Origin of the sequence: Muribaculum sp. (assembly GCF_029051885.1) — a bacterium.
GTDB lineage: Bacteria > Bacteroidota > Bacteroidia > Bacteroidales > Muribaculaceae > Muribaculum.
Genome location: NZ_JAIDKI010000111.1, coordinates 29,817 through 56,611, shown reverse-complemented (window position 1 = coordinate 56,611; position 26,795 = coordinate 29,817). Strand labels below are relative to the sequence as shown.

General features: G+C 53.4%; 20 protein-coding genes. 10 read left to right on the top strand and 10 right to left on the bottom strand.

Features of this window, described 5'->3' with window-relative positions:
- Window positions 1-159 precede the first annotated feature (159 nt).
- From prmC to K2I50_RS04980, 3 genes are all read left to right on the top strand, one after another.
- Window positions 160-1,038, top strand: coding sequence for a peptide chain release factor N(5)-glutamine methyltransferase (gene prmC / locus K2I50_RS04990; RefSeq protein ID WP_301025119.1), 879 nt, complete (start codon window positions 160-162; stop codon window positions 1,036-1,038).
- An 83-nt stretch (window positions 1,039-1,121) separates the two neighbouring features.
- Window positions 1,122-1,643: a regulatory protein RecX gene (locus K2I50_RS04985; protein WP_301025118.1), complete on the top strand. Its 522-nt coding sequence runs from the start codon at window positions 1,122-1,124 to the stop codon at window positions 1,641-1,643.
- Window positions 1,627-2,334: a ComF family protein gene (locus tag K2I50_RS04980; RefSeq protein ID WP_301025117.1), complete on the top strand. Its 708-nt coding sequence runs from the start codon at window positions 1,627-1,629 to the stop codon at window positions 2,332-2,334. Before K2I50_RS04985 ends, K2I50_RS04980 begins: the two co-directional genes overlap by 17 nt.
- Here K2I50_RS04980 and K2I50_RS04975 read toward each other — a convergent pair.
- The 3 genes from K2I50_RS04975 to K2I50_RS04965 all read right to left on the bottom strand — a co-directional run bounded on the left by K2I50_RS04975 (window position 2,274) and on the right by K2I50_RS04965 (window position 5,341).
- On the bottom strand, window positions 2,274-3,104 hold the full coding sequence (locus tag K2I50_RS04975) for a DeoR/GlpR family DNA-binding transcription regulator (protein ID WP_301025116.1): 831 nt from the start codon (window positions 3,102-3,104) through the stop codon (window positions 2,274-2,276). The genes K2I50_RS04980 and K2I50_RS04975 overlap by 61 nt on opposite strands.
- Window positions 3,105-3,254: 150 nt before the next feature.
- Window positions 3,255-4,172, bottom strand: a complete 918-nt coding sequence (locus K2I50_RS04970; protein ID WP_301025115.1) for a helix-turn-helix transcriptional regulator — start codon at window positions 4,170-4,172, stop codon at window positions 3,255-3,257.
- A gap of 17 nt (window positions 4,173-4,189) precedes the next feature.
- Window positions 4,190-5,341, bottom strand: a complete 1,152-nt coding sequence (locus tag K2I50_RS04965) for an exo-beta-N-acetylmuramidase NamZ family protein (protein ID WP_301025114.1) — start codon at window positions 5,339-5,341, stop codon at window positions 4,190-4,192.
- A gap of 334 nt (window positions 5,342-5,675) precedes the next feature.
- Between K2I50_RS04965 and K2I50_RS04960 the strand changes: the two genes are divergently transcribed.
- The 6 genes from K2I50_RS04960 to K2I50_RS04935 all read left to right on the top strand — a co-directional run bounded on the left by K2I50_RS04960 (window position 5,676) and on the right by K2I50_RS04935 (window position 13,678).
- Window positions 5,676-7,457 carry a hypothetical protein gene (locus tag K2I50_RS04960; protein ID WP_301025113.1) on the top strand — a complete coding sequence of 594 codons (1,782 nt, stop codon included), beginning with the start codon at window positions 5,676-5,678 and terminating at the stop codon, window positions 7,455-7,457.
- A gap of 20 nt (window positions 7,458-7,477) precedes the next feature.
- A complete protein-coding gene (locus K2I50_RS04955) occupies window positions 7,478-8,920 on the top strand; it encodes a DUF5723 family protein (protein ID WP_301025112.1) in 1,443 nt (480 codons plus the stop codon).
- 134 nt (window positions 8,921-9,054) lie between these two features.
- Window positions 9,055-9,723, top strand: a complete 669-nt coding sequence (locus tag K2I50_RS04950) for an SGNH/GDSL hydrolase family protein (protein WP_301025111.1) — start codon at window positions 9,055-9,057, stop codon at window positions 9,721-9,723.
- A 7-nt stretch (window positions 9,724-9,730) separates the two neighbouring features.
- Window positions 9,731-11,818 carry a GDSL-type esterase/lipase family protein gene (locus tag K2I50_RS04945; protein ID WP_301025110.1) on the top strand — a complete coding sequence of 696 codons (2,088 nt, stop codon included), beginning with the start codon at window positions 9,731-9,733 and terminating at the stop codon, window positions 11,816-11,818.
- A 321-nt stretch (window positions 11,819-12,139) separates the two neighbouring features.
- Complete coding sequence (locus K2I50_RS04940; RefSeq protein WP_301025109.1) at window positions 12,140-12,760, top strand: FKBP-type peptidyl-prolyl cis-trans isomerase; 621 nt, start codon at window positions 12,140-12,142, stop codon at window positions 12,758-12,760.
- A 24-nt stretch (window positions 12,761-12,784) separates the two neighbouring features.
- The gene (locus K2I50_RS04935; protein ID WP_301025108.1) at window positions 12,785-13,678 is read left to right on the top strand and encodes an FKBP-type peptidyl-prolyl cis-trans isomerase; all 894 of its coding nucleotides are present in this window, start codon (window positions 12,785-12,787) and stop codon (window positions 13,676-13,678) included.
- Window positions 13,679-13,816: 138 nt separating this feature from the next.
- On the opposite strand, the gene K2I50_RS04930 is transcribed toward K2I50_RS04935, so the two are convergent.
- Genes K2I50_RS04930 through K2I50_RS04915 form a run of 4 tightly spaced genes read right to left on the bottom strand, consistent with a single transcriptional unit; the run spans window position 13,817 to window position 22,277 of the window.
- A complete protein-coding gene (locus K2I50_RS04930; protein WP_301025107.1) occupies window positions 13,817-16,645 on the bottom strand; it encodes a M16 family metallopeptidase in 2,829 nt (942 codons plus the stop codon).
- Between the two features lie 40 nt (window positions 16,646-16,685).
- A complete protein-coding gene (locus K2I50_RS04925) occupies window positions 16,686-18,146 on the bottom strand; it encodes a DUF6850 family outer membrane beta-barrel protein (protein ID WP_301025106.1) in 1,461 nt (486 codons plus the stop codon).
- Window positions 18,143-19,468 carry a DUF4876 domain-containing protein gene (locus K2I50_RS04920; RefSeq protein ID WP_301025105.1) on the bottom strand — a complete coding sequence of 442 codons (1,326 nt, stop codon included), beginning with the start codon at window positions 19,466-19,468 and terminating at the stop codon, window positions 18,143-18,145. The genes K2I50_RS04925 and K2I50_RS04920 overlap by 4 nt, the downstream gene beginning before the upstream one ends.
- A gap of 16 nt (window positions 19,469-19,484) precedes the next feature.
- On the bottom strand, window positions 19,485-22,277 hold the full coding sequence (locus K2I50_RS04915) for a carboxypeptidase-like regulatory domain-containing protein (RefSeq protein WP_301025104.1): 2,793 nt from the start codon (window positions 22,275-22,277) through the stop codon (window positions 19,485-19,487).
- Window positions 22,278-22,466: 189 nt separating this feature from the next.
- Here K2I50_RS04915 and K2I50_RS04910 point away from each other — a divergent pair, with 189 nt between their 5' ends.
- Complete coding sequence (locus K2I50_RS04910; protein WP_301025103.1) at window positions 22,467-24,278, top strand: hypothetical protein; 1,812 nt, start codon at window positions 22,467-22,469, stop codon at window positions 24,276-24,278.
- Window positions 24,279-24,317: 39 nt separating this feature from the next.
- Here the strand turns inward: K2I50_RS04910 and ribD are convergent, their stop codons facing one another.
- The 3 genes from ribD to K2I50_RS04895 form a co-directional block, all read right to left on the bottom strand.
- Window positions 24,318-25,337, bottom strand: a complete 1,020-nt coding sequence (gene ribD, locus K2I50_RS04905; protein ID WP_301025102.1) for a bifunctional diaminohydroxyphosphoribosylaminopyrimidine deaminase/5-amino-6-(5-phosphoribosylamino)uracil reductase RibD — start codon at window positions 25,335-25,337, stop codon at window positions 24,318-24,320.
- Window positions 25,334-26,131 carry an inositol monophosphatase family protein gene (locus K2I50_RS04900; protein ID WP_301025101.1) on the bottom strand — a complete coding sequence of 266 codons (798 nt, stop codon included), beginning with the start codon at window positions 26,129-26,131 and terminating at the stop codon, window positions 25,334-25,336. The genes ribD and K2I50_RS04900 overlap by 4 nt, the downstream gene beginning before the upstream one ends.
- Window positions 26,132-26,277: 146 nt before the next feature.
- Entirely contained in the window at window positions 26,278-26,751 is a 474-nt protein-coding gene (locus K2I50_RS04895) for an Lrp/AsnC family transcriptional regulator (RefSeq protein ID WP_068961401.1), read from the bottom strand.
- Window positions 26,752-26,795: the final 44 nt, after the last annotated feature.

Genomic DNA, 26,795 nt, shown 5'->3' with positions numbered 1-26,795 from the left:
TAACTCCCTCATCACAAGCGAAAAACTGCTCGGCGATTGACCGCCCTGACGGTAACATTTATTATTAAACAAGCTCTAAGGAAAATAGATGCAGACCGTGTGCACGGAAACGCAGGTAATTTGTTATCTTTGTAAACCTGGCATCAGAAATATATCAATATGGAAAAGCGGATTTTACCGGCTACGGCTACTGTAGGAGTGCTTGGCGACGCACTCCGGCATGCTCTTGCTCCACGCTATGGCACCGGAGAGGCTGACGCTATGACGAGAATCATACTTGAGGAGTCGCTTAGGCTCTCGCCGGTCGATGTCGTGTTGCGTCGCGACGAAGAGGTGATGCCGGAGAGTCTTACCCGTATTGACCGTATCGCGTCGCGCCTGCTCGACGGAGAGCCGATACAGTATATATACGGCCATACCCAATGGTATGGGGCCCGACTGAAGGTGACGCCCGATGTGCTTATTCCGCGCCCGGAGACCGCGCAGCTTGTAGATATGATTGTCGACCGCTTTGGCGAGCGGCGCGATTTGCGTGTGATGGATCTCTGTACAGGCTCCGGCTGCATAGCCGTGACGCTTGCACGCGTACTCCCATTTGCCGTGGTCGATGCGGTTGATATCTCGGAGGCGGCGCTTGCCGTGGCGCGTGAGAATGCTGCGGGGCAGCATGTCAGAGTCGACTTCATTCATGCCGATTTGCTTGACATGAAGGCTCCTGCCGCTCCGGAGTATGACATAATAGTGAGCAATCCCCCATATATACCTCAGAGCGATGCCAAGGGGATGGACCGCAACGTACTCGACCACGAGCCGGGTATAGCTCTGTTTGTGCCCGACGACGACCCGATGAAGTTCTATCGCCCGATAGCGGCGTATGCCTCCGCGGCGTTGCTTCCGGGAGGTATGCTTTATGTTGAGCTTGACCCTGCCGGCGCCCAAGAGGTGGCCAGGTGTATGCGTGAAGCCGGCCTGACCGATGTGGCCCTTTATCGTGATTTTGCCGGGCTCACACGATTTGCCTCGGCCCGTAAGGAGTGACGCCGGAATGTTTTTTACCGCGCAGAGGCTTTGCTGACTTTTTATTTCTGAAAAAGAAACGCCGTGACCCTTATATATCCTGTATGATAAGCAAGAAGACTACTATATCGCCCGAGAAGGCTCTGGAACGCCTGGAAGCATTGTGTGCAAAATCAGAGAGATGTACCGAAGAGGTGCGCCGCAAGCTCTATGCGTGGCGTATAGGCCGTGAGGATACCGACATGATAATCTCGAGTCTGCAGGAGCGCAGGTATATCGACGACGAGCGTTATGCCCATGCCTATGTGCGCGACAAATGGCTTTTCAGTCACTGGGGGCGGCGTAAGATTCTGATGGGGCTTGCGGCGAAGCGTATCCCTTCGGATATTGCCGGCGAGGCAGTGGCCGAGGAGATTGACCCTGACAGATATTATGCCGGACTTCTTCATGCCGCATGTGCGCGTCTGTTGCGTCTGGGCGGAACAGACGCCGGTTATGAAGAGGGCACCAAGGTGCTGAGGTCGCTTGTAAGCGCAGGATATGAACCGTCGTTGGCTGCCCGCGCGGTGCGGGAGGCCGCCTCGCAGATTGCCGAAGAGGCTGAAGGGTATGACGGGGCTGATTAACAGGGTCGGGGCCTATGTGGCCGACCTGGTGTTTCCGAGGGTATGCGCTGTATGCGGGCGCACGCTTATTGCCGGCGAGGAGGTGATGTGTCTGCATTGCCGTGGTGCACTGCCTCTGACGCTTATGCATCTCGTGTCGCCCAATCCCCTTGAGGAGAGGCTTGTCGGCTCTGTGCCGATTGAGCGGGCCGTGGCCTACTGCCACTATGACCGCGGGGCTCCATATGCGCGGCTGGTGCAGCATGCCAAGTATCATGGGCGCCCGGCTATAATGCGGTGGCTTGCCCGCAGGTATGCCGCAGGACTTCAACGTGATGGATTCTTCGACGGAATCGACGGCATATTGCCGGTGCCGATGCATTTTCTGAAAAGACTGCGCCGCGGGTTCAATCAGGCCGAGTGGGTGGCACGCGGGGTGCATGATGCCACCGGTCTCCCCGTGCTCGACAATCTTGTGGCTGTACATGGCCACTCCTCGCAGACCCGCCGCGGAGGGTTCGGCCGATGGCAGAACGCCCAGTCGCTATATAAAACAGTGCGGCCCGGCGATATCGACGGGCTGCATCTGCTTATAGTTGATGATGTGGTGACGACCGGAGCCACTGTGCTGGCCTGTGCGTCGGCCGTGCGTCAGGCTTCGCCTACGGCCAGATTGTCGGTGCTGGCCATTGCGAGCGCTCGTATGTCGTGATTCTCGTCGGGCACGATTGTAAGCTCTATGCCGAGGCTTTCGATGCGTTGGGCCAGCTTGTCGGAGATGCGCGAATCGGTGATGATGAGGTCAATCTCGTCCATGTTGGCGATTTTGCTGAATCCGCGACGGCGGAATTTGGAGGAGTCGGCCAGTACGATTGTTTTTTGAGCCGAGCGCATCATTGCTTTGTTGAGGTCGGCCTCGCGGATGTCGGTAGTTGTGATGCCGAATTCAAGGTCGATACCGTCGACGCCGAGAAACAGTTTGCTGCATGAGAAATCGGCCAGAGGAGCTTCCGCATATTTTCCGACTGTCGACAGCGAGCTGTGGCGCAGCGAGCCGCCGAGCTGTACTATCTCTATGGCTTCGTTGCTTCCGAGGATTTCCGACACCTGGAGTGAGGCCGATATCACGGTCAGTTTGTGGATAGGACGTATGGAGCGCGCCATTGCGAGCACTGTGGTGCCCGATGCGATAATTACCGAATCGTCCTTTGTGATGAGTGATGCGGCAGCCTTTCCGATGAGCTTCTTTTCCTCACGGTATAGTTTTTCCTTTTCGTTGACCGAACGGTTGTTGATATAAGGATTGATTAGAATCGCTTTTCCATGGCTACGGTAAAGTTTGTTCTCCTTTTCAAGCTCTGTTAGGTCTTTCCGGATTGTCACGGCCGACACTGCCAGTAGCGACGACAGGTCGGATACCATGATCGACTCGTGTTTGATAAGTGTGTCGATAATTAGTGAGTGGCGTTCTTCTTTTGTCATATGTGTTTAGGCGTGATATATACTGACTGGTCAGAGATGCAAATATAATGAAAAGTTCCGATAAAATCGGTGTGTCATTACAAGAGCGTGAAAAAGCACATTTGAAATAAAGACAGAGATATTCTTATGGCATACTCTGATGTAGGCGCGTCACGGCTCGGGAAACAGCGACGTGTCGGCATATGTGTCGAGCGTTTTTTTGAGCGAATCGACCATTATGGCACGCAGTTCGGGCGGGGACAGCACGGTAACTTTCGGGCCGTATGACAGTATCTCCTGCACGAAGTCGGGGGTGAGTTTTAATTTGAAATAGAATATTGAGTAGCTGTCGTGTATCACCTCCTGCTGGGAATGGTGGAGCGGTACCGAGCGGAAGTATTTCGCCTGGCGTGCGTCGGTGCGCAGAGCCACACGCTTGACGTCGCCCTCGTCGAATATTATTCCATAGCTGTCGCGGAAGTATGCCTCGGCGTTGAAGTCGTCGGGAATCTCATATGGGGTCGTCAGCAGAGTCACCTCCGACATGCGGTCGAGTGCATATGTCTTTATCGTGTTTTCCTTAACGTTGCGTCCGGTCATATACCATCTTTGACGGAATATCTTCAGGAAGTAAGGCTCTACGACTATGTCGGGAGTGGGATTTATGCGTGAATAGGGGTGGTAGGCGAATTTTATCTGCCGGCGTTCCTTCAGGGAGTCTACGGCAATCGACAGGTGTTGCCTGGCCGAGGGCACATTCTCAAGAAATATCTTGTCGCCGATGTCGCGGGCATCATTGAGGAGGTTGCCTATCGACGCCGAGTTGAGCAGCCAGTTCATCACACTCTCATGGTGCTGGTCGTTGTGGGCGATAAAATATTCGAAAGTAGACGGATTACACTCGATGTTGACTTTAAACAGTTCTTCGATAGCATTGCGGTAAGCATAGAACGTGCGCCTTGGCATCGGTTCGCCATTGGAGAATGACGAGCGTATCCATAACTGATTGATTTGCTCGCGCGTGAGAGCCCCGTAACGCTTTAGCGTGTCAATCAGCCATATGTAGCGTGAGAAAAGGTCGCGTGACATGGTATATTCAAGGTGGTTTATTTTTCCGGATAGAGTAGATATTTATTGCGAAGCTGTTTGAACCGGTTTACTTCATCGGCCCATGAATTTCTGATTTTGTCGGCAGGAGTGCCGAGCATAATCAACCTTCGTATTGATGCGTTGCCGGCGAGTTTGTCGAAAAATCTGCTGAAAAATTTGTCAGAGCCACGCTGCATGTTGGAGTAAGCGTCAATGACATACGCGGGGTCAAACCCTGTGTTGAGAGCGTCGGTGTCGGATATGCCGCTCAGGTCTACACCCTGACATATTTTTCCCAGGTGTGGCGGCTGCTTGGCTCCGGGCATGCTGCGGGGGATGAAAGAAAATCCTCGCGGCTTCATGTCGGGGTGTCCGTAGAGAGTGAACGGGGAGTCGGTGCCGCGCCCTACGCTTGCTGTCGTACCCTCCATAAGGCATAGCGACGGATACAGGCCGATGGCTTTTGTCGAGCGCAGATTGGGTGATGGGGCTACCGGCAGGTCATAGCGTGTGGCATGTGTGTAGTTCAGGCAGGGCACTACGGTGAGGTCGCATTTTAGATTGCCGTCGAGCCACCCTTCGCCATTTGCCGCGAGTGCCAGTTCGCCCATGGTCATCCCGTGCACCACCGGTATCGGCAGGCGGCCCACTCCTGAGCGTAGCTTCATGTCGAGCACCGGTCCGTCGACAATCCATCCAAGCGGGTTGGGGCGGTCGAGTACAATTACCGGAATGCCGGCCCTGGCGGCTCCCTCCATCACCTTTATCATTGTAATATGATAGGTATAAAACCTCACTCCGACATCCTGCAAATCGATTGCTACGGCATCGATTCCGTCAAGAGCGCCCTGGGTGAGGCCGGTGCTTCCGCCGGTGTAGAGCGACACTACCGGAAGTCCGGTGGGTGCATCAGTGCCTGCCGCGACATGTTCGCCTGCATCGGCTGTGCCCCTGAATCCATGTTCAGGCGACAGCAGACGCGTCACTTTCACACCCGCTCCGAGCATGGCGTCGAGCGTGTGGCGTCCGTCGGGGAGGATTCCTGTATGGTTGGACAGAAGCGCTACTTTTTTTCCCGATAGCAAAGGGGTATAAATTTCGGTGCGTGCTCCTCCTACGGTTACTTCTGCGGCATTTGCTGAAAATATTCCTGAAAAAAATATTGTCATTATCGACAATATATATCCAACATTCACTATAAATAATTGTCGTAATATGTTCATATTATAATTATTGAGGGGAGAGAATGAGTGTGTGACGCAAAGTTATGAAAACTATTGCATATTTGTGCGATTTGATAGTTAAAATTTTAGATAACATATAAAATGTGGGATAATCGTAAGTAGAGGAGATTGATATACGCTGTTTTAACTATAATTTACATAAATGTATTAATAATGATATTCATGAGAATAAATTTTAGATGACTTTATGTGATTTGGACGGAATATATTAACTTTGCAACTGATTTTTCAGATATTTAATAAATATAAACCATTAAACATGCATTATCACAGAGGTATCTATAGCCTTTTGGCTATTGGCGCGATATTTGGGGTGCAGGGATGCGTAGACCATGACTACGATCTTTCCCAGGATATCGATATGACAATGGAATTTGGCGGAAATCTCACACTTCCACCGAGTAGTGTTGCTCCATACAGTATGAAGAAAATCATGAACCTTCCGGACGACGGGAGCAGTTCGATACGTCCTGACGGAGCTCTTTACGGCCTGTCGGCGGGCGACTATGTTCTTGTTCAGAGCGGCACCGGCAGCAGCACTACATTCTCGGTCGACGAGGTAGTGATATCCAATCTGTCGGCAGTAGGAGCCACTCAGTCGGTGCCTGTCAATTTTACAGTTCCGTCGGGTGTCACTCTGCCTACATTCGGTATCCTTATCGGTGGCGACGCTACTCCCTCGGGGCTCGTGCAGAAAATCGATGCAATCGAGAATACCGTGCATATGAGCGAATCAGGGGTAAACAACGACCTCGTAAGCCTTAAGCGTATCGGCACTGATATCAGAGGCGTGTTCAATATGTGGGTCGGAATGAACAACAGCCGGATAGACGCCACTATCAAGCGCGGCTTCCGTGTGGCTTTCGATCCGTCGCTCTCGCTTGAGGTAGTATCGGCCAATGCCGACTGTGCTTTCGAAGGGAGCAATCTGGTATTCAACTCCGATGTTATTGTCAGCAATCTTGACCTGGTAATCCGTATTACAGGCATGGATTGCAGCCGACTCCCATCCGGACAGGGTCTCGTAAACCATGATTTCATTTTCGACGGAAAAGTCACTACTACCGGTGAGCTTGAGGTTGCCGGTCTTTCAGTGCCGGCAGGAGATGTCTCGTTTAATATTAACACCTCGTTCTCTCTCAGCTCGGCTGTGATAAAGAGTGTGGAGGGTGTGGTAAATCCCGTTGTCACTATCGACAACTCTTCGTTTGCCATCAACGACATTCCTGATTTCCTCAACGACGGCTCGTCCAATCTTGATATCGACAACCCGCAGATATATCTTACCGTCGACAACTCTTCGGCTGTATCGGCCGATGTAAATGTCACACTGCGCTCTGTATCAAACGAGAATGGTGTGCTCGCCAGTGTGAATGTCAGCGGTATCCGTGTGGTTCCCGGACATAATGTAATATGTATATCACGCACCGGCCGCGGCAATCGAGGCGACATAACCGGCAATGTGACCGCTTCCGACCTTACCTCTCTGATTTCCACTATTCCCGACTATATCGAGGTTGCCGACTGCAACGTCGCTGTAGTGCAGCAGCCTGTTGAATTCATCCTCGGCCGCGATTATACGTTCACTACAGCCAACGAAGTTATTGCCCCGCTTGCTTTCGGTCCGTCGCTTACTTTCACATATTCCGATAAGGAAGAAGGTTGGGATGAAGATCTCGGGGACTACAACTTCAAGCGTGTGATAATATCCGCAGAGACCACAAATACAATTCCCCTCTCGATGACTCCTTCGGTGCGGGCCATCTTCAAGGATGATCCCAATGGCTACCGCTCGCGCGACATCCGCGTGAATGTCACCGGAAATATCGCAGCCGGTACATTGTCCTCTCCCAGCCAGAGCTCATTTACCGTAGAAATCGTAAGCGATGTGGAAAATCTCGCCGGACTCGACGGCATCGAGTATACATTCGCAGCCGACAGTCCTATTACCGGCCAGCCGCTCAATGAATCGCAGGCTCTTACCATCACACGGTTGAGTGTGACTATCGCCGGCGGCATAATCGTAGACCTCAACGACTAACCTTTAATCACCAACTTGCAATGAAGCATACTATATATAAGGCAATGGCAGTCGCTGTAGTGGCTATGACTGCATTGACCGCCACCGCACAGGAGGCACTCCGCTCAGCCTACTTCCTTCCGGGCTACAATTTCCGCCACGAGCTCAACCCTGCGCTTGCACCTGAGCGGGGCTATGTTGCCATACCCGCTCTCGGCGGCCTCAACATCGGCCTCAACAGCAATATCGGATTAAGTACATTCCTATATCCCATCGGCGGTGGCCGGCTTACCACATTCATGAGCCCCACTGTCGGTGCCGACGAATTCCTCGGCAAACTCAAGGACCGCAACCATTTTACCGAGTCGTCAAGCATCAATCTGCTGTCGTTCGGATTCCGTGGATTCGGCGGCTACAACACAGTGGGCATAAGTGTGCGCGAAAGCGCGTCGCTGGTGATACCAAAGGATATGCTTGCATTTATGAAGCAAGGCATGACCGGCCCGTCGACCCACTACAACTTCAAGGATCTTGGCTTGAATGCCAACGTGATAGGTGAGATTGCTTTAGGTCATAGCCGCTCTATTACCAAGGAGCTTCGTGTCGGAGCCAAGGTGAAGGTGCTGCTCGGCGGAGCCAATGTCAACGCCCGCATCAGCAACATGGACATTACCTTAAGCGACCAGTTATGGCAGATAAAGGCTCAGGGCGAGATGGCAATGGCTGCCGGCAAAGGATTGCGTGTGCCTACAAAGTATGAGCTCGGCAAGGAGTCGGCCAATTCGCCTGACGCCACTATGGTGGAATGGGGTGATATCGACTACGACAACTTCGGTCTGTCGGGATTCGGTCTCGGGCTGGACCTTGGCGCCACATACCAGCTTCTTCCCAACCTCGAGCTGAGCGCCGCAGTGCTCGACCTCGGTATGATGAGCTGGAACAATGTGGTAAAGGGTCAGACTCCCTCCACTACATGGACATTCGACGGATTCCAGAATATAGCTGTAGATTCTTCCGACCCCAATTACGAGGAAAACAAACTTGGCAATCAGTTTGAGAAACTCGGCGACGATATGGAGGACTGCCTCAACTTCCACCGCACTGAGACCGGCGCAAAGCGTACTACAGGCCTCGGCACTACCATAAGTGTGGGTGCTGCTTATACAGCTCCCGTATGGAAGGGACTCGTCGGCGGCCTGCTCCTTACACAGCGTATCGACGGCATGTATTCCTGGACTGAGGGCCGAATTTCCGCCAATATCATCCCTTGCGGATGGTTTGACCTCTCGGCTAACTATGCTCTTTCGTCGTTTGGCAGCTCGCTGGGATGGGTAATCAACTTCCATCCCGCCGGATTCAACCTGTTCCTCGGCAGCGACTACCAGTTCTTCAAGGTCACTGAGCAATACATTCCCGTGGGCAACGTAAACTTCAACGTACAGTTCGGCATCAACTTTACTTTCGGAAAGCGTAAACGCGGCTGATACTACGGAATAATAAAAAAGACAGATGGCCTACGGTAAATGCCTTAGGCCATCTGTCTTTTTTTATAACGGAGTGCCGGATTAAAAATAGTTTTAATATCTTTGCATTTGATAATAAGCTACAGAAATAAACCATGAAGAAAAAACTCATTTTTTTAATGGCCATCCTGGCCCTTGCTTCATCTATTCACGCACAGGAGCGTAAATATTCAACATTCTATTACCAGCGTGCCACTCTTTTTGAGGAACTTCCGGTCACATCTTCCGACATAATATTCTTGGGAAACAGCATTACTAACGGTGGGGAATGGGCCGAGCTTTTTGACAATCCTCATGTCAAGAACCGCGGTATAAGCGGCGATGTATGCATGGGAGTGTACGACCGCCTTGATGCGATACTTAAAGGGTCGCCCGCAAAGATATTCCTTCTCATCGGCATCAATGATTTAGACCGTGGCGCCTCGGCCGACACCATCGTTGAGCGTATCGGCTTGATTGTAGATAAAATACAGAAAACCTCGCCCGATACGAAACTGTATCTTCAGAGTGTACTCCCGGTGTCGGACCACTATAACATGTTTAACGGACATACCTCGCGCTGGCAGGTTATTCCGGAGATAAACAACGGACTTGTGCGCCTTGCCGCTGACCGGGGTGTTAAATATATTGACCTTTACTCCCATTTCGTTGACAATGCTACAGGCAAGATGAATATCGAATATACCAATGACGGCCTTCATCTTCTTGGTAAAGGATACAAGAAATGGGTAGGAATTGTGAAGCCCTATGTTGACGAAAAATAATTGCAGGATGGCAGGCTCAAGAATATTATCGTTGCTGCTCTGTCTGCTCTGTTGTCAGCTCTCCTTTGCTAAAGATAAAATAAAGGTGGCATGCGTAGGCAACAGTATTACCTACGGTACCGGACTGGCCGACCGTGACACAGAGGCGTATCCGGTGAGGTTGCAGGAAATGCTCGGCGACCGTTATATCGTAGGCAATTTCGGCAAGCCGGGTGCTACACTTCTCAACAAGGGACACCGTCCTTATATCCGTCAGCAGGAATATGCCGATGCGCTGGATTTTGCAGGCGATATTGTGGTGATACATCTTGGTGTAAATGACACAGACCCACGCAACTGGCCCAATTACCGTGATTTCTTCGTTGGAGATTACCTTAGTCTGATTGATACACTTCGCCGGGTAAATCCCAAGGCGCGGGTGATTATCGCACGCATGACTCCGATTGCCGACCGTCATCCGCGTTTCCTTTCCGGTACTCGCGACTGGCATGGCGAGATACAGTCGGCGATTGAGACGGTAGCCGGTTGTGCCGGAGTGGAGCTGATTGATTTTCATGCTCCGCTGTATCCTTATCCCCAGCTCTTTCCCGACGCTGTGCACCCCGATGCCGAGGGCGCAGGCATTATAGCAAAAACTGTCTATTCCGCTATAACCGGCGATTACGGCGGCCTGGCCATGTCGCCCGTTTATACCGACAACATGGTGTTGCAGCGTGATGAGCCGTTGCTTGTCCGTGGTATCGCCGATGCCGGAGAGAGAGTAACGGTCGCTGTCAATGGCGTGAAGGTCGGCACGACTGCGGCCCACGATGGTAAATGGCATGTCACTCTGCCACCTATGAAAGCCGGAGGCCCATATGAGCTTACCATATCCACCCCCTCCCGCACTCTGAGATACTCCGATGTGTTGGTGGGTGAGGTGTGGCTATGTTCCGGACAGTCGAATATGGAGTTTCTACTGCGCCAGTCGGCCAATGCTTCGGGCGCTGACAGCGAGTGCGACGACAATCAGTTGCGCCTCTACGACATGAAGGCGCGCTGGCGCACCAACCCTGTGCAGTGGGATGCCTCGGTGCTCGATTCGCTCAACCATCTACAGTATTACCGTAACGCGGAGTGGAAACCGGCTACTGCCGCCAATGCATCCGATTTCTCGGCCGTAGCATATTATTTCGGCAAGATGTTGCGCGACAGTCTGAATGTACCGGTCGGGCTGATATGCAACGCCATCGGAGGGTCGCCCGCCGAGGCCTGGATAAGCCGCAACTCACTTGAGTATGGCTTCCCCGAGATACTGAAAGACTGGACCAACAACGATTTTATCCAGGACTGGGTGCGCGGGCGCGCCGCCCTTAATGTCGGCTTGGCGGAAAACAAATCGCGGCAGCGACACCCTTACGAGCCATGCTATCTTTATGAGGCGGGCATACGTCCTCTTGACCGTTATCCTATAAAGGGCGTGATATGGTATCAGGGCGAGTCAAATGCACATAACCGCGAGGCCCACGAGCGTCTGTTCCCCTTGCTGGTCGACAGCTGGCGCACGACCTGGGCGAATGACAGCATGCCTTTCTATTATGTACAGTTATCGAGCATCGACCGTCCGTCGTGGCCATGGTTCCGCGACAGCCAGCGCAGAATGATGGAAAAGATACACCATACAGGCATGGCGGTATCAAGCGACTGGGGCGACTCGCTCGATGTGCATCCGATTAATAAACAGCCCATCGGAGAGAGGCTTGCCCGCTGGGCATTGCATGATACTTACGGGTTGGCGTCAACTGTTCCTTCCGGACCCCTGTTCCGCAGCGCCGATTTCCGTGACGATGCCGTATATGTCGATTTTGAGTATGGCGACGGCATGAAAAGCTCCGACGGAGCGCCGTTGCGCACGTTTGAGCTTGCCTCTACAGAGGGGCTGTATTATCCGGCGGTTGCCGAAGTGACAGCTGACGGGCGACTGAAAGTCTATAGCAACGAGGTGGCCAATCCACGCTATATACGTTATGCGTGGCAGCCGTTCACCCGCGCCAACCTTGTCAATGCCACCGGTCTGCCGGCCTCCACTTTTCGCGCCGAGAAGCCACGGCTATAGCCAAACCGTTGAGTAAACGAATAGTGATGTGTGCATGACCATGCAGTCAGATGCAGGTTATGTACACATCACTTATTTTAGAGAAGGCGAGACAGTATGCGTCATAGTCCTGCGGTAAACTTACACGGGCTGACTGTCAACTATTTGTGCAGTTGATTTGTTGTATATTACAGCGCTCGGAGTGGCCGAATTTGACAATTCAAATATTATGGTTAAATTTGTAGGGAATATGGCCGCTCTGATTCTTTAAGAAAGAGGAGAATGATGGCCATATATTATTATTAAACAAGCTCTAAATAACCAAAATTAATATATAAAAACATGGACAATTCATTAGACCGTATAAGCTATGCCCTCGGACTGAGCATGGGCAATAATTTCCAGGCTTCGGGCATCAAGACTATCAATGTGAAGGATTTCGCCGATGGTGTTGCCGCAGTGTTTGAGGGCGCGGCTCCCAAAATGACCTACGATGAGGCTAAGAATGAAATAAAGGAATTCTTTGAAAAGATGGAAGCCGAGCAGCGCGCCGCCGCCGAAAAGATGGGCGAGGTAAACGCCGCCGCAGGAAAGACATTCCTCGATGAGAACGGCAAGCGTGCCGAGGTAAAAACTACCGCTTCAGGCCTTCAGTATGAGGTGATTGAGGAAGGCACCGGCAAGATGCCTGCCGCTACCGACAGTGTGACTGTGCACTACACCGGCAAACTTATCGACGGCACTGTGTTTGACAGCTCGGTAGATCGTGGCCAGCCCGCTACATTCGGTGTAACTCAGGTAATCCCCGGTTGGGTAGAGGCTCTCCAGATGATGAAGGAGGGTGCCAAGTGGCGTCTCTTTATACCTTCCAACCTTGCTTACGGCCCCAACGGCGCCGGCAATGTAATCGGCCCGAACGCCACTCTGATTTTCGATGTTGAACTTATCAAGGTAAACAATTAATTTGACTATAGAACATATACAATTATGAAGAAACTGATTTTTGCCCTCGGAGCAGCAGCTATGCTTGTGGGCACAGCCACTTCCTGTGGCGGCAACAGCAGCTCGAAACTCTCCCCCGAGGAGCAGGCTCTCAATGACTCTCTGACTACTGCATGGGGATACGTGGCCGGCGGACAGGCCGCACAGATGCTTCAGGCCGCTCCTTCCGGAGTAAAGGTCGACAAGGAGGCTTTCCTGCGCGGTGTGCAGACTGCCATTCTCGCCGATACCGCCGACCAGAGCTATCTTCAGGGTCTGAGCATGGGTGTGCGTCTGGCTCAGCAGCGCGCATATGCCATGAAGGAACTCGGCATGAATGTTGATGCCGCTCAGTGGATGGCCGAGTTTAAGAAGGCTCTTCTTGCCGACTCTCTGCCTCAGATGGATGCAATGCAGCAGCAGTTCCAGAGCTGCGCACAGCGTGCCGAGCAGACTGCACAGGAGCGCAAGAATGCCGAAAAGGAGAATTCTCCCGAATCACAGGCCAACATCAAGGCCGGCGAGGAGTATATGGCCGAACTTATGAAGACCGACCCTGCCATCAAGAAGAGCGAGACAGGTCTCTACTATAAGATTGAGAAAGAGGGTGAGGGCGAGGCTATCGCCGACAATACCCCGCTGCTTGTAAACTACACCGGACGTTTCACCGACGGCAAGGAGTTTGACTCAAGCAAGGGCAATCCCGCCCGCTTCATGGCCCGTGGCGTAGTGCCCGGATTCGGAGAGGGTCTGAAGATGCTCAAGAAGGGTGGCAAGGCTACTCTGTATATCCCCGGCAAGCTCGGTTACGGTGTAAACGGCCAGCCCGCCGCCGGCATCGGTCCCAACCAGATGCTCGTATTTGACGTTGAGATTGTCGACGTAAATCCCAAGAACTGATAACGGTAGGCCCTCTTTAATGACATTTCCTGTCGTATAAGAGAGATTACTTGAACAAATAGCAGATGCCCTGCGAAGTCTCGAATGGCTTCGCAGGGCATTGTCTTTGTAGAGATTTATAGAAAAGTACCCGGTATTTCAATTGGCTGACGACTCTGCGGGGGTGGCAGGGTTCATTATTATTTTCATACGCGACGAGGGTAGTATGCTTTCAGATGCGAACTTGCGTATTGCCTCGGGAGTGAGGGCGCGGAATGCGCCGGTATATTCGGCAGGGTAGTCCACCCCGTCCTTGTCAAACACCTTAAGTACGGCAAGCCAGTAGGAGTTGTCGGCCTCTGCCTCGTCATTGTCGCGCAGTGCGTTTTCGCGCACTTTTCCGAGTTCTTCGGCGGTGACTCCATCGGCGGCGATTCCGGCGAGTATGTCATCGACGATGCTCGATGCTTCATTCTCTTTACCATCGGGCACCTTCACATATACAGGCAGGAGGAATGTCGGTCCGTCGATTCCGTTCATGTCAGGCACTACCGAACAGTGGGAGTTGATTGAGTAGGTCCACCCTCTTTTCTCGCGCAATTCGGCGAGCAGGCGCGATTTGTATATCTGGCCGAATGCCCGTGCCGCCACGATATTCTCCATCGTATAAGGCAATGCGGCATGGCGGAATGTATATACAACCGACTGCGGTGTCGACATCTCGGCTGTAAATCGTATTTCCTTGTCGCCCGGAGTATAACGGTAGCCCATCTCGCGCGGATGTTCCAGGCGTCCGGCGGCTGGCAGCGAGGCCACGTAGCGCTCAAGCAGGTCGGCAAGAGAGTCGGGTGCGAAATCGCCGGTCACATAGTAGGTGAAGTCGCTGCAATCGGCAAAACGGTCACGATACAGGTCGAGCATAGTGTCGTAGTCGGCTGCCTCGACAGTGGCGGCTATGGTCTTGGCACCAAGCGGGTGATGGTTGTACACATTGCGGTGTATGGAGTCGCCCATTATCTGTATGGCATTGCGCATCATGTTGCGCAACTGTGCCGAGCGAGTCTTCACCAGAGACTCATAAGCCTTGCGGTCGGGACGGATGTCGGTCATACGCAGGTACATGAGACGGAATGCGTCGGCAAGCGTGGCAGTTGTCGCCGATGCCTCGACTTTCTCCTCCGTTTCCTTGATTTCTACCGATACTTTCAAATCCTTTCCTGTAAGGCGGCGCTTCAAGTCATTGGCTGAAAAACGCCCGTAAGCCGATATGGGTATTACTTCTTCAAGCATCTTGAGCGAAGGAACGATACTGTCGGCATACTGCATCGACAGTCCGCCCGGGCTGAGAGCTCTGATGAGTACTTGTCCGGGAGTCACCGGTGAGCGCCGCGCCAGCACTCTTATACCGTTGGAGAGAGTATAGCGCACGGCGTCGAATCGTCCCAGCGAGTCAATTCGGGCGATTTCGCCTCGTTGCGGTTCCGACTCGAGAATCGGGCCGTCGACCACACGGTCGACATAGGGAGTCAGAGCCAGGTCGTTGACCGAATGGAATGCCGCGCGCATATCATCCTCGTCAAAATTGTTCTCCTCTTCAGGCATATATGACAGAATCACCACTCCGCGTCCCGACGGATTGACTATCGAGCGCAGTGCGGCGGTGATATCATCGGCTGTAATCTCGGGCATCATTTCTGTCTTGGCGTTCACGCGGCTTTCGACCGATGAAATCACTCCGCCGTCAAGGTAGTGACGCACGTACTCTCGCGCGTAGTCGGAGTTGCTTTTGCGGGATGCTTTGCGCAGTTCTGCTCCAAGGGTTTCCGACAGCTGGGCTTTGGCATGTTCGAGTTCGGAGGGGAGGAAGCCGTAGTCGTAAGCACGCTTCATCTCCCGGTACCATGCGGTAAGGCTCTCTACCTCGCGTCCGGCTTGACACAGACCGCGAATCATAAGCGAACGTGCCGGACGCGACATCAGATACTTGCGGTCGCCGAGACCCATATGGTGGAATGCGCAGTCGGGTTCCGACTCAAGTTCGTCAAAGCGGTTGACAAGCATGTTGAGCATCAGGTCGCTGATGAGAGCGGCTCGTATTTCGTCGGATTCCGAGTTGTAATCGGGTGTATCGTGGCGGAAATGTAGCTGTACCATGTGTACCGGCTGTTCGGGGTCGGTCTGGCACGACACTATAAGATTGTCGCTTACAGGCACTGTGGGTGCAGCCGCTTTACGGACGCCTTTGGGTGCCTTTATCTGTGAGAATAGCGCTACGATACGGGCCTCGATTGTATCGGGATTGATATCGCCGACAATGATAATAGCTTCGTTGTCCGGACGATGCCATCTTCGGTAGAAATCCCTAAGGGTTTTTGGCTTGAAGTTTTCCACGACTTCCATCTTGCCTATTGGCATACGCTCTCCGTAGATTGACCCCGGATAAAGTGTAGGTAGGGCTTTCTCCAGCATGCGGTTGGCCGACGAGTTGCGGTGGCGCCATTCGTTCACTATGACACCGCGCTCGTCGTCGATATCCTTGTCGGACAGGGTGAGCGCGCAGCTCCAGTCGCGCAGTATCAGCAGGCATGAATCCACTGCCGACATGCGGCCTGAGGGTACCTTGCAGATGTTGTATACCGTTTCGTCGGTCGATGTATATGCATTGAGATTTTTTCCGAATTTTACACCGAGAGTTTCGAGATATGATATCAGCGAGTTGCCGGGGAAGTGTTCAGTGCCATTGAAGCACATGTGTTCGAGGAAGTGGGCGAGTCCGCGCTCATTTTCACGTTCGACTACAGAACCCATGTTTCTGGCGAGGAAGAAATCGGCGCACCCTGCCGGCACGGTGTTGTGGCGGATATAATACGTGAGTCCGTTGGGGAGTGTGCCGACACGCACTGCCGTGTCGTTTACAGCCGTGTATGCCGATGCCGACAGGCACGCGGCAATAGCCATGATTGTCAGTAGAATCTTTCTTTTGTTCATAAATTTACAAGACGGTAAATGATTGTTTGTTGCGTTGAGGTCAGAAGATAAATTGTATGGAGGCGTTTCCGCCATTGGCGGTGGGGCCTTCGGTGTAGTCGCTGTGGCGATAGCCCAGAGATATCCCTATGGCATGGTCGGCACGAAGGCGCCGGCTCAATGACATTGATATGGCGCCGGTACGGAGTGTGCCAAGGTTCAGGCCGTCGGATACAAAGGCGGATGCTTCGATGCGCCAGTACCATCTGTCGGCATTGACAGAGGCTATTGCTGCCGTGATGGCTACATTGTTGGATTCAGTCCTGCGGCTTGCGCTCGGAGAGGCGTAGACTTCCGACCGGGATGTGTATCCCCACTCCGGGGTAATGCTCCATGTCAGTGATTTGCCGGTGAATTCGTAGAACATCGAGGCAGATATCTGCCGCAGGTTGTCGGCATACATCTCAAGCGAGCCTATTTGTGGGTATGTACCCGTTACGGCATCGCCGAATATATTCTCTGAACCATGTCGGCGATATAAATCCCCCTCAGTCTTTATCCCCCATGAGTGGCTTTCTCCGGAGTGACGCCATGCGACATGCAGCCGGGCCTCGTTGTGCCAGGCCGAGGCCATAGGTAGACGGTTAAGGTCTTTGAGGATATGGTCGAACAAGAACCGGGAAAATTCGGCGTCGACACTTAGGCCGGTACGCGAGGCTCTGACCAGCGTCACCCGGGCGAGATAGCGCTCACCGTCGTAATAATTGCTGTAGCCTGTGCCGGCGAAGCGTGCGTAATGGTTTCCAAGGCCTGTCAGATGATACACCTTGGCCTCGCCCGTCTCGCTCATGAACATAAGGTCGCAGGTCTGACGGTATTTTCGATATGCTCCCGACAGGCCGATATAGTAGTCGGCCCATGTGCGTAAAGCCACGCCTGCGTCGATGTCGAGTGTGCCGGTGGTATTGCGCGGGCGTGGGTCGATATTGCGGTAATACAGACCGGCATCATACGACAGCGATACTCCCCATGCCATACGCCTGTGGTGGTCGGAGTATCCGCCGGAGAAACTGTATCGCTCAGCCCGCATGTCACCACCCACTTCATCTGCCGTTACGTAAGGGTAGATGAGGCTGATGTCGGATGTCTCGTTGTATCGTACATCCCGTATTATACCATTGGTATAGCCGGCTGTACCCCACAGCGTGGATGTTCCGCTCTTCAGCTCTGCATCGGCACTGAAAAATCCATATTGCTCTCCGCTTCCGGTCTGTGGATTGACGGCCTCGGACATATATTCACCTTGCCATCCCGCACCTACGGTACCGTAGGTAAACGGAAGTCGAAACTGGCGCATCGCCGGAGAGGCATATGGTGCGCTGACAAACCTTGTGGTCTGTGCGTCGACAGTCAGTTGCCGGTGCAATATTACCGGTGAGGCAATGCTGTCGGCCGGCTCGTCGGCGGCATATAGAGCGGGAGTGGCCACCAATATTGGCAGGATAAGAAGATAGCGGTTCATCGGTGGTTGGCTTGGCGGTAGGCGGCTTCGGCGTCGGGAGTGACGGGTGTTATCCCGTCGAATGTAAGAGTAGTACAGGGGGTGCCGTTGGCATCAGCCGCAGTACCCTGAAGTTCGATTTCAGAAGCAATGCAGTCGGGATTGAAATCAGCCGACGAATCATTGGTATCTTTCAGCACAGGTGTGCCGTTGTCGTCTATGTACAATACTTTGCGGCGCACCGAGTGGAAATAGCGTGTCTTGTCCTTGTCGATAGTGCCGCAATGCGTCCAGCCGCTGTCGATTGAGGCGTCCACCACGTTCCATGCGTATCTTGACGCCACCGAGCAGCATACGGCGTCGACAACCCATCCGTTGGGCATGCGGAATGCCGATGTCTCCATCGGAAACACCCCCGCCTCGGTTATAATGTCGTAATTGTAGGTATACAGATAGTCGCGCAGATATGTATCACAGTCGACAGGTATGCGCGATATTCCGTAGGCCCGGAAGCCGCGGTTGTGCAGCACAAAGAACGATAATGTGTAGCAGTACCATTTGTCGAGATTTGGCACGGTCGGTGAGTCGATGTCAAGATTGTTGGGCTTGGTCGATACATCGTACCATTCAAAATCAGCATCCGAGAGGTCAAACGAATTGGGATTTATCGTGCGGTGGTCGATGCCTGTGTCGGCGAGCAGGAAATATTCGCCCGGGAGAACCGGATGGTCGGTGCCCGAGCCGGGCACCGTGTAAAGGGCCTGTACGGTGACAGCTTCCGGAAGAATGTCGGGAGTATAGTTGTATTTGTCGACAGTGGTGAATTTAGACTCCCACAGGGTTATTCCGTCGGCATACAACACATGGTCGGTGTTGTTGTACAGTTTCACATAGTCGTCGCCGTAATACTGGTTGCCCGAGCTTTGCAGAGTCCCCGAGAAGAATACCTCGGCGATTACCAGATCGTCGGCGATGCGGTTGTTATAAGCCTGCATCACTATATTTACGGGTGTGGACGAAGCCGGAAGGACCACCGAGCGTCGTGCAGCCTTCAGTTGAGTCACCGTGCCGGAGGGTAGTCTTACCTCGGCCAGATAGTCGATATCGTAGAGGCCAGGCATTACCGAGATATCGTCGCCTTCGAGCCATTGTGATGTCAGTCCCGACGATACATTCCGGAACGATAGGTTGCCGCGCGCCACATCTGCATCGACATCAAGGTCGGAGGGGCGCTCAATCTGTATGTTAACGCGGGCCACGTCAACCGCACCCGACAGGGAGTCATCTCCGCATCCGCACAGTAGCGCTAACAGCGGCAGTAAAGCAAGTAATATATGTTTCATATCGGTCAATTATGTTTCATATAGTGAAGTTTAGCTCCATGCCGAAATACGGGTCGGAGGAGCGTCGTACCAGTATACCGTTGGAATAGTATGACGGCAAGTGGTCGAAAAGCCTGTTGACAAACATTGATACATTGAGGTAGCGCCCGATACTTTTGGTGGCCTTGAGGTTGACATAGACTGCCAGTGGTACACGGAATGTGCGGTATGTATCTTCGTTGTAATGCTTTATGAGGAACTGTCGTGCAGGGTCTGACGCATCGGCGGAGGTGTATGGATGCAACAGACCGTCAGCCGCCGACAGATAGCTGACGGGAGTGCCGTTCTGGCGCAGACGTGTCGATTTGGTCCACCACATGCATTGTATCGAGGTGGTGAATATGAGTCCGCGCTTTGGAATCTGAGTGTCGAGCATGAAGTTGGTGTTGAACTGTTCGTTGACACGTCCGTCGCGATAGTCGTACAGGCCGATATACATGTCGCTTACGGGAGTCTGGCCTACGACATCGGTGACTGTTGCGTACAGCATCTGCGAGTTGGAATAAGTAGAGCGAAACCATGCTCCGGTGACGGTGAGCGCCGTAGCGATTACCGGTATGCGCATAGTGTTGAGCTGGAACTCGATGCCCTCTTTGTCGATACGGGTGCCGTTGGTGGCGCGTCGGAATCCGTCGAGCACTGTCACATCCTCATACGGGAGTGACTCAAGCGCCGGTGGAGCGTCGAGCTGCGCCGGGTCGATGGCTGTAGCATCGTATTTGCGGTAGGAGTATGGCGCGTAGTATGACGAATAGCGGAATCCGTCGTTCATCTTCTCCCTGAAATATGTCACCGACATACGGTTCCCCTCGAGTTTGGCTCCGAGGCGTATTTCCCATTTATGATTGCGTGCGGGGCGCAGCGAGTAGTTGGTGGCATCATCGATATATGTGCGCAGGCTCACACGGCTGTGTTCGCGCGGCTTGGCAACATCGTAATAGTTGAGTTGCACGAAATCGTTGTATGCCGCCTGAGGGAACAAGTAATCTACTGTCGGCATCTTGGTAGTGAGCCCCCATCCTCCGGCGGCGAGGAGCCTCAGCTTGCGGTCGCCTATACGTATGGCAGGGAAATTCCATACGATGTTGGCGCGCGGGTCGATGTATACCTTCCCGTTCAGTGTGTAGCGTCGGTCAAGACCTACAAGGCTTATTGTTCGTGCGCCCGCCTGAATCTCTACCCAGTTTCCTCCGACAGGTACTGTAGCCTGTTCCTCTATGAATGACGATACTACCTGTAGGGCAGGTATGTCACGATAAGCTCTCGGACGCGATGTCCAGGAGGCCGACAGCGGGCGGGTGAGGTCGTATACCTGGCCGCGTCCGTAATTTTTTGAGAAGGTATATTCGACGCCGAGTTTCCAGTCGTTGGATATGCTGCCGAGGGGAAGCGAGCCGTTTGCGCGTGATTTGATAAATATATTTACCGGCCGGCCGTCGCTAAGATAGTCGGCGATATATTCGCCGAGCAGATAGCTGCCGTCGTTCACTCCTTCGGCCATGGATGTAGGCGCTACCGATGCACGTTGCGGGGCCACCTGCTTGCGACGTGTCAGTCTGTCGTTCTGGTAGCTTCCCGAGGCATTAATGAGAATCCCTTTCAGCAGTGAGCCGTGAGTGAATCTCATCGAGAAATCGGATGTGACCGAGGTGCGGCGATACTCCGAACGGTACTCGTCGACTTTCCGGTATGAGAGGTCGGGGTCGGACTTGGCATTGTCGAATGAGCCGGTGAAATCACCTCCAAATGAGAATGCTGTAACCGTGGCCGGACGTACCCAGCGCATACTCAGTCGGGCCGAGGCAGTCAGGCGCCGGTAGTTCTCAAGTGAATTGCGCGGGTCGCTCTTGGAGTCGAGCCAGCCGATATCGGCATTTACCACATGTTCGTGGCCATGTATGCCGAACCCCTTGCCGACATAGAACAGTTTGCTGTATTCGTCGGCCTTGAAGCGAGCATGGAGCGGAGTCGAGCGTCGGATACGTTTGATATTGACCAGGCCGGAGGTTAGATTGCCGTATTCAGCCGAGGGAATGCCGCGCACAATCTCGACCGATTCAATATTGTCGGTAGAGATTGTGCGCATGTCGACTCCGCGGTTGGTGGTGTTGCGGGTATAGTCGGGCGATGTGGCGTCGGATGTCGTGCCTACCGTCTGTAGGTTAGCATCGCCGTTAACCGGTGTGCCGTCAATCATAAACAGTGTGCCGAGCGATGTCACGGCATAATCCGGATTGGTCACGTCGGCACCTGTCGCGCCCTTGACTCCCGTCTCCCGGAGGGCTATCGAATTGACAGAACTCATGTCGGGGTCTTTCGACATGCCACCCGGGAGCAGTTCGAGAAGGTCGGTAAAACTTGTCGGCTGGAGATGGGCCATAGCGTCGCGCCCGATACGCGATGAGCTTGTGATGCCTGTCGACTCCGAGGCTGTGACGGTGACTTCGCCGAGCGCTATGCCCGACCGTTTAGGGTGCAATGTGATTGACATGTCGCCGCTCAGGGTAATCCGGCGCGTCAGAGGGGTATATCCTATATATGATATTTTCAGAGTATAAGTGCCCTTTGGCAGAGACAGGGAGAAGTGTCCGTCAATGTCGGTAGCCGATATGTGGTTGCCCGGATTTACCGATATGGATGCTCCTGTGAGAGGCTCGTTGTCGGCGGAATCGCGGACATTGCCGGATAGAGTGAAACTGTCGGCTGAAAATACGTGTACAGGTGTCGAAAATGCGATAATGAAAAGTATTATGCTGAGGAATAGCTTCATATACAGGGCATATATTCTTTGTGAATGCAAAGTTACGGACCCTGCCGAGCGTGAGAAATACCTAAATTTTAGTATTTAGCCGGTATATTCAGACATTTTTTTGCCTAAAATATGGTATTTTTTGTGAATAAACGTGCCGTTAACTTTGCATGCGGAAAATCAACCAATCATATTTAACTTAATTTCAATATGAAGAAATTTACTCTTCTTGCATCAATGGCGGCAGTGTGTGCCCTGGGTGCTTATGCCGCCGATGGCGATTCGCAGTGGATCAACTATCTTGACGGCCCGACTTCGAGCGGTGTGTGTCCGCTTGTCATAGAGTATGACGACAACAGCGTATACTGGCTTTCGACTGCTGGCACTGCTGACGGCAATCTGCAGATTACCTACAATGGCGAGAATCTCTTTGAGGGTTCAAAGTCGACAACTACCTCGGCCAATCACAATGTCTGTCTTGTAAAACTCGACAAATCAGGAAACAAGCTCTATACTCTTTACAGCAACAGCGGAGAGACATGGACAAACCAGAACGGAGTCGTGGCAACTGCCGACGGTGGTGCCATAGTTGCCCTGCGTATGCGTCATGCGCAGGGCTATGAGTCGGAGCCTATCAATTTTGTCGATGGAAAAGGGGACAGCCACACCATTGACTGGCAGTGTGGCGAGAACCGCTACAATGCGCTGATAGTGCTTAAGGTCGACAATGAAGGAGCGATACAGTGGTCGCGTCTGATTGATATCGAGCATCCTGTAGTTAACAACAAGGAGGTGACAGTATCGGTCGATCTGCTTGCTGTGGAGGGTGATGATTACGGCAATGTATATCTGGGAGGACGCTATGTAATGCCTATGCATTTCCCCAACGCCGACGGCACGGAGACTGTGCTCACCCCCGACAATATGGATAATTTCGACGGCGACTTCACACAGTACGACAACGGCGACCTATTCCTTGTGAAGCTCGACAGCAACGGATACTTCGCGGGCAATGCCGCCAACAAGGGCATTGTGAAGAAGGGTTCGATTCAGTCAATGGTGTGGGCCGACGGCGCTCTGTATGTGCATGCTTATATGAAGGGGGTCGAGGGCGAGAGCTGCGAGTTTGGGGGAGTGACTCTGTCGCCCCTTGCCAATGTGTTCAATATCGTGCTCGGCAAGTTTGACTCCGACCTCAATGCCGACTGGGTGTCAATCTACAACGGCGAGCGCGACGCCACATACAATGCCAATGTAATCCAGAACAGCTCACTCTCCAAGGCCGGCGACAATATCTGGCTCGGAGGCATGGGCAACGGCAAGTTCTACGACCCGTCGACAGGTGTGGCCGTAGAATCGAAGAACAAGCAGCGCGAGGGGTATATCTTCAAGGCATCGGCTACCGACGGCCGTCTCGTGGCCGCGCAGGCAACAAGCGCATATAACACCAAGACTGGAATCATCGGCTACTTCGGTGCGATACAGAATCCTGCCGGCACAGGCGACGTGTGGGCTTACGGCTACAACTGGGGTGTAAATCCCGCACCTATCTTCATGCATGCGATGGACGCTAATACGCTCGCTTACGACGAGAGTGCTTCATTTGACCTTATCACAGGCACTACAGTCACAATGTACAATATCGCCTACGACCCAAAGGAAGGTGTAGTATACTATACAGGCCGCACAAAAGGCACACCGGCACCCAAAGGGCTGGAAGCCGGCGAGAAAGCGGTAAACTGGAAAGGCTTTATCGGCAAGGCCATACTGCCCGAGAGTCTGAAGCAATCGTCGTCGACATCCGCCATATCCGGCATAGCAGCAGCCGATGGCATAGAGGTAATGGCCGGAGCCGGATGTATCAATGTCGTAAACAACGGCGGTAGCGACACTACCGTGATTGTGTATGATATTGTGGGCCGTCAGGTAGCCGCCGAGCGCGTGTGCGCTGAATCATTCGTAAGCATAACGCTCCTCCGAGGCATCTATCTGGCCGGAGGCAAGAAGCTGATGGTCAAATAGACAATCTCTTACAACTGAATCTATTTTGGAATTTTCGGTTTAGCGGATTGAGGCCCACCAAGGCACACGTCCGTATAAATCGATACGGTTAGTCCCGACTTCAAAGCTATCGGCTGGAACAAGGCCGAGAGCAGGAGCCGGGACTCCTGTGTTCAGTAGCATCGGAGATGTCTCCACGCGCACGAAGTCGTAGAGTCCGGCGTCGATAAACGATTGCAGTATGGCGGCGCCACCCTCTACGAGCACTGAGGTTATGCCTTTCTCGCGCAAGGATGCGAGCATCTCTGCCGGGGTGGCATCTCCGAGGGTTATCAGGCGGTCGGGGTCGAGACGTGTCGACGACATGTCCAGTCGGCCGCGGCGGTCGGCCACGACAGGTATGGCGTCGCGTCCCGGCCATGCCCGTGTGGTCAGCGACGGATTGTCGGCTATGACCGTGCCGCTCCCTACAAGTATGGCGTCGTGCAGCGAGCGGAGGCGGTGTACAAGCATGGTCGAGAGCGTGGTCGAGAAGCGTGCCGGGGACTCGTCGGGGCGGCGTTGGCGGTCGATGAATCCGTCGGCGCTCTGTGCCCACTTCAATGTCACCCATGGTCGGCCGATGGTGTGGGAGGTCATGAACACCGGGTTCACTGCCCTGCACTCCTCTTCAAGCAGACCTACCGACACTTTCCGTCCGGCCTCGCGGAGCATAGCTACGCCGCGTCCGGCCACCCAGGGAGCCGGGTCGAGTGTGCCGACCACCACACGCGGTATGCCGCAGTCGATTATCAGTTGCGAGCATGGCGGAGTGCGCCCGTAGTGAGAGCATGGCTCGAGGGTCACATAGATTGTGGCTTCGCGCAGCATGGCGCGGTCGGCTACTGAGGCCACGGCATTGACCTCGGCATGTCCTTCGCCACACCGTCGGTGCCATCCCTCGCCGATAATTCTGCCGTCGGGGAGCGCTATCACGGCTCCTACCATCGGATTGGGCGAGGTGGTGCCGAGTCCGTGGCGCGCGAGTTGGATGGCACGGCGCATCATCAGCTCATCCATGTTGTTGGCTGTCGTGCTCATTGTGCGGGGCTGGTGGATAGCAGGGGCAGAAGCATGTCGTGGATTGCCGGCGACCCGGCCACGAGGCTTATGTTGCGGTCGGTGCGAAACTCCGTGCAGCTGCCTCCGGCCTCGTTTACGATAAGCATTGCGGCGCTTACATCCCAGCGGTGGAGGTTGAGCTCCCAGTAGCCGTCGAGAAATCCGGCTGCTACATAGCACATATCCATGGCCGCTGAACCGAGCCGACGCAGTCCGCGCACGCGTGGCATTATGCGCGCCACATTGTCGAGATTGTTGTCGGGTGTCTCCCCCTTGTCTACCGGAAATCCGGTGGACACCACGGCGTGGTCAAGCGCGCTCTTTTCGGTGCAATGTATGGGATTGCCGTTGAGAAATGCTCCGGCTCCTTCTACGGCATGGAACATCTCGTCGAGATATGCGTCGTAGACCACACCCACCACCGGGCGTCCCTCGTACTCCACACCGATCGACACACTGAATATAGGCAGACCCTGTGAGAAGTTGGTGGTGCCGTCGAGCGGGTCGATTACCCATCGGAATCCGGGTGCCTGTGTGGTCTCGCCCGATTCCTCCGATAGTATGGAGTGGTCGGGATATTTCCGGCGTATGCTGTCGATTATGAGGCGTTCGGCAGCTTTGTCGGCTGCTGTCACGATGTCGGCGTCGTTGAGTTTGGCGGTGATGTCGAGTTCATTTCCGCGGAAGTAGCGCATATGCACCGCCCCTGCCTGGCGAGCCAGCGACATGGCGTCAAGCAATATTCCGTCGAGGTGTGGTCTGAGGTCTTGCATTTTTGTATATATATAGACTGGGTGTATATTTATGCAGACGGTGCGCACTCCCGGGTATAGGACGTACGCACCGTCTACCTTATATTTAATAAGGTATGGGGAGAGGTGAATGTTCGCTAATTGACGGAGGGGAGAGATGCCGGATATCAGTCTTTGTTGCGCTGATGTATCGGAAGCTGACGTTTGAATACCTCCTTGAAGGATATCAGCGACTCTGTGCGGGCCAGACCGAGAGCCTGCAGCTCTTCGTGGATGAGGTGGAGCAGGTGGTCGTTGTTGCGTGCATAGAGTTTGATAAACATATCGTACTGTCCGGTGGTGAAGTGTACCTCAACTACCTCGGGTATTTCGCGGAGACGCTCAACAACCTCGTCAAACTTCGACGGATCTTTGAGGAAGAAGCCGATGTAGGCGCATGTATCGTAGCCTACAGATGCTGCGTCGATAAGGCATTCCGAGCCTTTGAGCACACCCATCGCGGTGAGCTTCTGTATACGCTGGTGGATAGCAGCGCCTGAAACACCGCACTCACGTGCAATCTCGAGGTAAGGCTTACGACCGTTTGACGACAGTGTATGAAGAATTTTGTAATCCAAAGAATCCAATTGAGCTCTTGCCATAAACTTATATTTTAAGGAACTTGTTTAAAGTTTGTAATGAATTG